This window comes from Pseudonocardia pini (assembly GCF_013870575.1).
Lineage (GTDB): Bacteria > Actinomycetota > Actinomycetes > Mycobacteriales > Pseudonocardiaceae > Pseudonocardia > Pseudonocardia pini.
Map to the genome: position 1 here is coordinate 1 of NZ_JACBXB010000256.1, position 6974 is coordinate 6974.

Genomic DNA, 6974 nt, shown 5'->3' on the forward strand with positions numbered 1-6974 from the left:
CTCGGAGGAGCGACAGGCGCAGCTCCCGCGCGAACGTGCGGGCGCCGTCGCCGAGTCCCGCGGGGTCCTCGGGGGCGCGGGGGTCCCGGTCGTCGTCGAGCACGGCGGCGGTCAGCTCGCTGTCGTGGCTCCACGAGCGCCGGTTGAGGTTGGCGCTGCCGACCGCGGCCCACACGTCGTCGACCACCGCGACCTTGGCGTGCACGTAGACCGGCGTCCCGGCCCGGTTCTCCAGGTCGAACACGTGCAGGCGGTCCGCGGCGGCGCGGCGGCACACCTGCAACGCCTGGAGCCGGCCGACCTGGTTGGGCGGCAGCGCGAGTCGGCCGTCGACGTCGGGGTGGCGCGGCACCACCACCATCACGTGCAGCTCCGGGCTGCGTTCCAGCGCCTCGGCGATCAGTCGAGCGATGTGGGGCGACCACATGTACTGGTCCTGCAGGTACAGCAGGCGGCGGGCCCGGCGCAGCACCTTCCCGTAGCCACGGGCGACCGAGCGTTCGCCGCGGGGCGCGAAGGGGTAGCCGGGTCGGATCGCCGGGTAGGTCCGCAGCACCTGAACGGCGCTGGTCCCGGCGGGGGCCGGATCGGCAGGCCGTTCCGGCAGCGGGTCCGCCACCAGGTCCGCTTCCCGGACGGCGTCGCGCACCCGCGCGATCGGGTTGTGCGTGTCCAGCGAGTGCGGATCCTCCCAGCGTTCGCGGAACACGGCGTCGAGCAGGCCGACCGCCGGTCCGCGCACCTCGAGCTGGACGTCGTGCCAGGGCGGGTGGTCGCCGTACGCCGCGTTCATCGGCAGGCCCTGCGGGTCACCGCGGTGCCCGGCGTCGTCCCGACGCGAATGGCAGAGGTCGATCCCGCCCACGAACGCCACGTCCCGCGCCGGATCCTCGGGCCGCCGCAGCACGACCAGCTTCTGGTGGTGCGAGCCGGCGCGCCGGATGCGCTGGTCGAGCAGGACCTCGCCGCCCGCCTCGCGCACCTGGTCACCCAGCCGCCGGTTCTCCTCCTCGCTGTAGGTGATCTTGTCGGTGTGGGACCGCCACATCAGTCCCTTGACGACGACCCCGCGGCCCGCCGCGGCCGCGAACAGCTCGCCGACGGTGGGACCGTCGTCGGTCAGGCGCTGGTCCGCGTCGCCCCGCCAGTCGGTGAAGTAGAGATGGTCACCCTGGTCGAGGGTCGAGACCTCCTCGACCAGCCGCGCGAAGTAGGAGGCCCCGTCGACGAGCGGTGCGACCGCGTTGCCGGTGCACCAGTCGGGCAGCACCCAGGCGGGGTTGCCGCGTTCGACGCCGGTCAGGAACCAGTCCGCACGCCGCATTCCGGCCTCCCTCGCCATCCGTCCGTCCGTGCAGGCCGCCCCTGCCTGCACTGTGGCACACCCGTCGCCTTCCGCCCCGCCGCGGCGACCCCCCACGGCCGGGAGCCGTGATGGTGCCCGCGCTGCCGGCCCGCGCTCAGGTCGCAGGCTCGGTGCAGCGGCGGACCACCAGGAGGGCGATGTCGTCCTCCGCGGGCCGGTCGCCGACCATGCCGGCCATGATGCGCGCCCCGAGCCCGTCGGCGGAGTCGACGGGGGCGACGAGCACGTCGAGCAGACGCTCGAGCCCGTCGTCCGGGGAGTACCCGCGCCGCTCGACCAGCCCGTCGGTGTAGGCGCAGAGCACGTCCCCCGGGCCGAGCGTCAGCGTCGACGTCCGACGCTCGTGCTCCGGCCAGACCACCCCCACCGGGACGCCGGGCGGGACGTCCGCGAGCCGGGGGCCCCCGCTCCGGCGGGCCACGGCGGGCGGAGGGTGCCCGGCCGAGGACATCCGGAACCGGCCGGACCCGGGGTCGAGCACGCCGCACCACACGGTGGCCAGCTCCCCGGGGTGGAACATCTGCATGTGCCGGTCCAGCCGGGTCAGCAGCTGCGCGGGGTCGTCGGTCTCCAGGGCGTGGGCGCGCAGTGCCGTGCGGACCTGGATCATGGTCTGCGCCGCGCCCAGGCCCCGGCCCATCACGTCGCCGACCACGGTCAGCAGGGCTCCGGAGGGCAGCAGGACCGTGTCGTGCCAGTCGCCGCCCACGATGCCGCGCCGGTCACCCGCGACGTACCGCGAGGCCAGCTCGAACCCGACGGGCGTGACGGGGCGCTCGGGCAGGAACGACCGCTGCAGCATCGCCGCGGTCTCCCGTTCGGCCTTCATGAGCTCGGCGTGGATGGCGAGCGCAGCCCGGTCCGCCATCAGCTTCAGGTACTCCTCGTCCTCCGCGCTGAAGCGGCGGGGAGCCAGGCTCCCGACGTGCAGCACGCCGACGAGCTCGCCGTCGACCATCAGGGGCGCCCCGAGCAGGGACTGGATGCCCGCCTGCCACAGCAGCGGGTTCAGCACCGTCTCCGGGTCGACCCGGTCCACCGAGACCGGCCGCCGCTCGGCGGCCACCCGCCCGGCGAAGCCCTTGCCGACCGGGATCTTCACCCCCTGCTGCACCTCCCCGGCGATCCCTCGGGCGGCGGCCGCGACGAGTGTCTGGGCGGACGCGTCGACGAGGAGGACCGCGGCGGTGTCCGCCGCCAACAGGCCGCGCGCCTGGTCCACGACCTCGGCCAGCAGGGCGTCGACGCGCTGCGGCACCACACCGCCCGTCACGACCGCGGCGAGGCTCGTCGGGTCGCCCGCCTCGGCGACGTCAGTCGTCACGGCCCGACCGATCCCCGGCAGACCTGCGCAGCTCGTGCGCTCACGTCGTCCCCTCACCACTTCCGGTGACACATCGTGGGAAGGCTGGGAACTCAACCGGTCCGTGGGTCGGATGCTCTCACCCCGGTCCCGACGACGCCAGACGTGGCCCGTCCGGCGTACAGGGCGTCTCGCGTCCGCGATCCCGCTGCTCGACCACACGCGGGCAGGCAGCAGGCTCCCCCGGGGAACTTCCTCGCCTAGGCTCGTCCGCGTGCACGACGAGGTGGCACCCGACGTCTTCGACCCGCGGGTCTTCGCCGCCGGGGTGCCGCACGAGGCCCTGCGGCGGCTCCGCGACGAGGACCCGGTCTCGTGGCAGCCCGAGCACGAGGTCGGGATCTGGCCCGCGGGCACCGGCTTCTGGGCGGTCACCCGGTACGCCGACGTCCGGGAGGTGCTCCGGCGGCCCGCGGACTTCTCGTCCTCGCTCGGCGCCACCCAGATCCGCGATCCCGACCCCGCGGACCTGCCGTTCCTCCGCCGGATGATCCTCAACATGGACCCGCCGGACCACATGCGGCTGCGCGGGCTGGTCACCGGGGCGTTCAGCCGACGCCGGCTGGAGACGTTCGCCGCGACCGTCCGGGCCCGGGCGGAGCGGCTGCTGGCGGACCTGCGACGCGAGGGCGGCGGCGACCTCACCGCCGTCACGGACGACTTCCCGCTGCAGAACCTCGCCGACCTCCTCGGTGTGCCCGCCGAGGACCGCGCCCCACTGCTGGCCTGGACGAACCGGGTGATCGGCTACCAGGACCCGGAGCACGGCACCGTCGTCACCGACGCCGAGGGCCGCCCGGTGAACCCCCGCTCCCCCGCCCAGCTCGCCGACATGTTCGGCTACGCCGACCGGCTCGCCGCGGTGAAGCGCCGCGAGCCGGCCGACGACGTCATGAGCGCGCTCGTGCACGACGGCGACCTGAGCGGCCCCGAACTGCAGATGTTCTTCTTCCTGCTGGTCGTCGCCGGCAACGACACGGTCCGCAGCGCGCTGCCCGGCGGCGTGCACGCCCTGCTCGACCATCCCGCGGAGCACGCCCGGCTGCGCGCCGATCCCGCCCTGCTGCCCTCCGCGCTCGAGGAGCTGCTGCGCTGGCACCCACCGGTGCTGACCTTCCGCCGGACCGCCGCCCGGGACCTGGAGCTGGGCGGGCGACGGATCGCGGCGGGCGACAAGGTCGTCGTCTACCACGTGTCCGCGCACTACGACGAACGCCGCTTCACCGACCCCTTCCGCCTGGACCTGGGCCGGGCGGACAACGACCACCTCGCCTTCGGCCAGGGTCCGCACCTCTGCCTCGGTGCCGCCTTCGCCCGCCTCCAGCTGCGGGAGTTCCACACCGCCCTGCTCGCCCTGCCGCCGCTGCACCCCGCAGGTGAGCCCCGCCGCCTGACGTCGAACTTCATCAACGGCCTGACCAGCCTGCCGGTGCAGTGGTGAGCCGGTGCTCAGAGCACCCGTCGGACCGCAGCGCCCGCCGCGTCCGGGAGGACCTCGAACCGTTCCAGGACCGCCGGGTCGTGGCCCGGCACGACCTGGGTGCCGGGGCGCTGCTCGATCTCGCGGATGCGGTCGAAGGCCGCGTACATCGCCGCGACGTCGCCGACGATCCCGAAGGGGCGGTCGCGCTCGTACTCCTCGTAGGAGTGGATCGCGTCGGAGGCGAGCACCGCCCCCGCATCCTCGCCCTCGACCACGACCACGAGCTGTCCCGGCGTGTGGCCGCCCAGCTCGACGAGCTCGACGCCCGGTCCGATCCGGTGGCCGCCGTCGAACAGGGTCACCCTGCCCTCGGCGCGCAGCGTGGCCAGCCGACCGATCTCCGTGGCCTCGGTGGGCTGGGCGAAGTGGGGTCGGGAGGCGAACGGGCCCTGCCAGAACTCGTACTCGCGCCGGGCCATCACGATCTCCGCCGACGGGAACCGGTCCAGGTTGCCGATGTGGTCGTAGTGCGCGTGGGTCACCACCACCGTGCCGACCGAGGAGGCGTCGATCCCGGCGGCGGCCAGCGCCTCGACCGGGTCGGCGAGCACCTCGCGGCCCCGGCGCGCGCCGACCTCGGGCGCGAACCCGGTGTCGACGACGACGGTGCCCGACGGCCCGCGGACGACCCACAGCGAGTAGTCCAGGTCGATGTCGTCGTCCGGCTCCCCGTAGCCCTCGTAGTGCAGGAAGTAGGCGCTGCGGCGCATCCGGTGGCGGCCGAACCGCACCGCGAGCACCTCCGTCCGCGCCGTCATGTGGTCAGTCCGACGGCGAGGAGGACGGAGCCTGCGTGCCGGGACGGATCTCGACCCCGTACTCGGCCTCCAGCGGGCGGATGATCTCGGTGTGGTCGGCACCGGCGGGGAGCTGTCCGACCAGCTCGTGCCACCGGGCACCGACGGCGTCGGCCAGCGTGGTCCGAACCCCCACGTCGGCCGCGAGCCGGGTCGCGATGCCGACGTCCTTGTCCATCAGCGCGGCCGTGAAGCCGGAGTCGAACCGGCGCGGCAGCACGAACCTCGGGAACTTCGCCTCGGTCGAGCCGCTGCGCCCGCTGGCCGAGTTGACCACGGCCAACGCCGTCTCCGGGTCGATGCCGAAGCGGGCGGCCACCGTCATCGCCTCCGCGGTGATCACCATGCTGCAGGCGGACATCAGGTTGTTCAACGCCTTGAGCGCATGGCCGGAACCGACCGCGCCGACGTGGACGATCGAGCTGCCGACGGGGTCGAGCAGGCGCTCGACCACCGCGAACTGCTCGGCCGAGCCGCCCACCATCACCGTCAGGGTGCCGGCGACCGCCGCCCCGACCCCGCCCGAGACCGGGGCGTCGACGAGCTCGACGCCCGAGCGCACCAGACGCGCGGCGAGCTGCCGGGTCCGACTCGGCTCCGACGAGCTCATGTCGACGATGCGGCGACACCGCCCCTCGCCCGTGACGGCCGCGATCTCCGCGGCGACGGCGTCCACGATGCCGCTGTGCGGCAACATGAGGATCATCGTGTCGCTGCTGCGCGCGGCCTCCGCGACCGAGGCCGCCGGTTTCACGCAGTCCGCGGCGGCGGCGGCCACCACGGCCGGGTCGGTGTCGACGCCCAGCACGGTCCGCCCGGCGCCGACCAGTCGACGGGCCATCGGGGCGCCCATCTGTCCGAGCCCGACGACGGCGACCGTGGCCTGGTCAGTCATCGCCGTACTCCGCGACGACCTCCTGGGCCGCCCGCGACGCCTCCAGGGCGGCCGGGACACCGCAGTACACGGCGGCCTGGAGCAGCACCTCCTGGATCTGCTCGACGGTGCACCCGTTGTTCAGCGCCCCGCGGACGTGCAGGCGCAGCTCGTCCGGCTTGCCCAACGCCGTCAGCATGGCGATGTTGAGCAGGCTGCGGGTCGGTCGCTCGAGGCCCGGACGGGTCCAGATCGTGCCCCAGCAGTACTCGGTGACGAGGTCCTGTAGGGGCCTGCTGAAGGGGGTCGCCTTCGCCCGCGAGCGTTCGACGTGCTCGTCCCCGAGCACCGCACGGCGCACCGCGTCGCCTGCGTCGAGCGCGGCGCGGCCGTCGGACGGCTGGTCCGTGAGGTCGTTGACAAGGGTCACGGCGGACTGTCCTTTCCTCGGTCCCGCGCAGCGTAGCTGTACGAGCTGAGAGCAGCTAGCTGCTGTCTGACAAATTGTGTCGCAGACAGCAGCTACCATCCCCCGCCTATGCTGGTCGGCATGACGAGCATGCAGGTCACGCGGCACCCGCCGATCCGCGAGCAGGTCGCCACCCTGCTCCGTCGGGCCATCGTGGAACAGCGCCTCGTGCCCGGACAGCTCCTCGTCGAGCGTGAGCTGTGCGAGATGACCTCGGCGAGCCGCCCCTCGGTGCGCGAGGCGCTGCGCCGGCTCGAGGCCGAGGGCCTGGTCGAGTCCCGCAACGGCCGAGGCACGTTCGTCACGGTCGTCTCGCCCGAGGTCGCCCGCCAGGTCTACCAGGTGCGGGCGTCCCTCGAAGGCCTCGCCGCCCGGCTGTTCGCCGAGGTCGCGACCGACGAGGACCGGGCCGCTCTCCGGGCCGCGGTCGACACCCTCGCCGCCGCGGCCGAGCGCGGTGCGGACGCCGCGAACCTGTTGGAGGCCAAGTCGAAGGCCTACGACGTCCTGTTCCGTGGGTGCGGCAACCCCGTCCTCCACGAGATGGTCCGGACGCTGCAGCACCGCGTGACCCAGCTGCGGCGGCGGATCCGGATGCACATCGAGATCTGGGACCGGACCT

7 protein-coding genes are annotated in these 6974 nt (G+C 73.9%); 2 read left to right on the forward strand and 5 right to left on the reverse strand.

The features are described 5' to 3' along the window. On the reverse strand, positions 1–1324 hold a 1324-nt coding region (locus tag H5J29_RS15910; RefSeq protein ID WP_181781742.1), incomplete at its 3' end, for a phospholipase D family protein. A gap of 136 nt (positions 1325–1460) precedes the next feature. After that, on the reverse strand, positions 1461–2690 hold the full coding sequence (locus H5J29_RS15915; RefSeq protein WP_181781743.1) for a PP2C family protein-serine/threonine phosphatase: 1230 nt from the start codon (positions 2688–2690) through the stop codon (positions 1461–1463). 253 nt (positions 2691–2943) lie between these two features. On the opposite strand from H5J29_RS15915, the gene H5J29_RS15920 reads away from it, so the two are divergent. Next, a complete protein-coding gene (locus H5J29_RS15920) occupies positions 2944–4170 on the forward strand; it encodes a cytochrome P450 (RefSeq protein WP_312858257.1) in 1227 nt (408 codons plus the stop codon). 8 nt (positions 4171–4178) lie between these two features. On the opposite strand, the gene H5J29_RS15925 is transcribed toward H5J29_RS15920, so the two are convergent. From H5J29_RS15925 to H5J29_RS15935, 3 genes are read right to left on the reverse strand one after another with little or no spacing between them, the layout of a single operon-like run. Then, complete coding sequence (locus H5J29_RS15925; RefSeq protein WP_181781745.1) at positions 4179–4970, reverse strand: N-acyl homoserine lactonase family protein; 792 nt, start codon at positions 4968–4970, stop codon at positions 4179–4181. 4 nt (positions 4971–4974) lie between these two features. Then, entirely contained in the window at positions 4975–5904 is a 930-nt protein-coding gene (locus tag H5J29_RS15930; protein WP_181781746.1) for an NAD(P)-dependent oxidoreductase, read from the reverse strand. Next, entirely contained in the window at positions 5897–6313 is a 417-nt protein-coding gene (locus H5J29_RS15935; protein ID WP_312858258.1) for a carboxymuconolactone decarboxylase family protein, read from the reverse strand. The genes H5J29_RS15930 and H5J29_RS15935 overlap by 8 nt, the downstream gene beginning before the upstream one ends. 120 nt (positions 6314–6433) lie before the next feature. Here H5J29_RS15935 and H5J29_RS15940 point away from each other — a divergent pair. Beyond that, on the forward strand, positions 6434–6974 hold a 541-nt coding region (locus H5J29_RS15940; protein WP_181781748.1), incomplete at its 3' end, for a GntR family transcriptional regulator.

Excerpts from the sequence above, each read along its gene's own strand:
- H5J29_RS15925 (WP_181781745.1), bottom strand. The coding sequence starts at position 4,970 with ATGACGGCGCGGACGGAGGTGCTCGCGGTGCGGTTCGGCCGCCACCGG.
- H5J29_RS15930 (WP_181781746.1), bottom strand. The coding sequence starts at position 5,904 with ATGACTGACCAGGCCACGGTCGCCGTCGTCGGGCTCGGACAGATGGGC.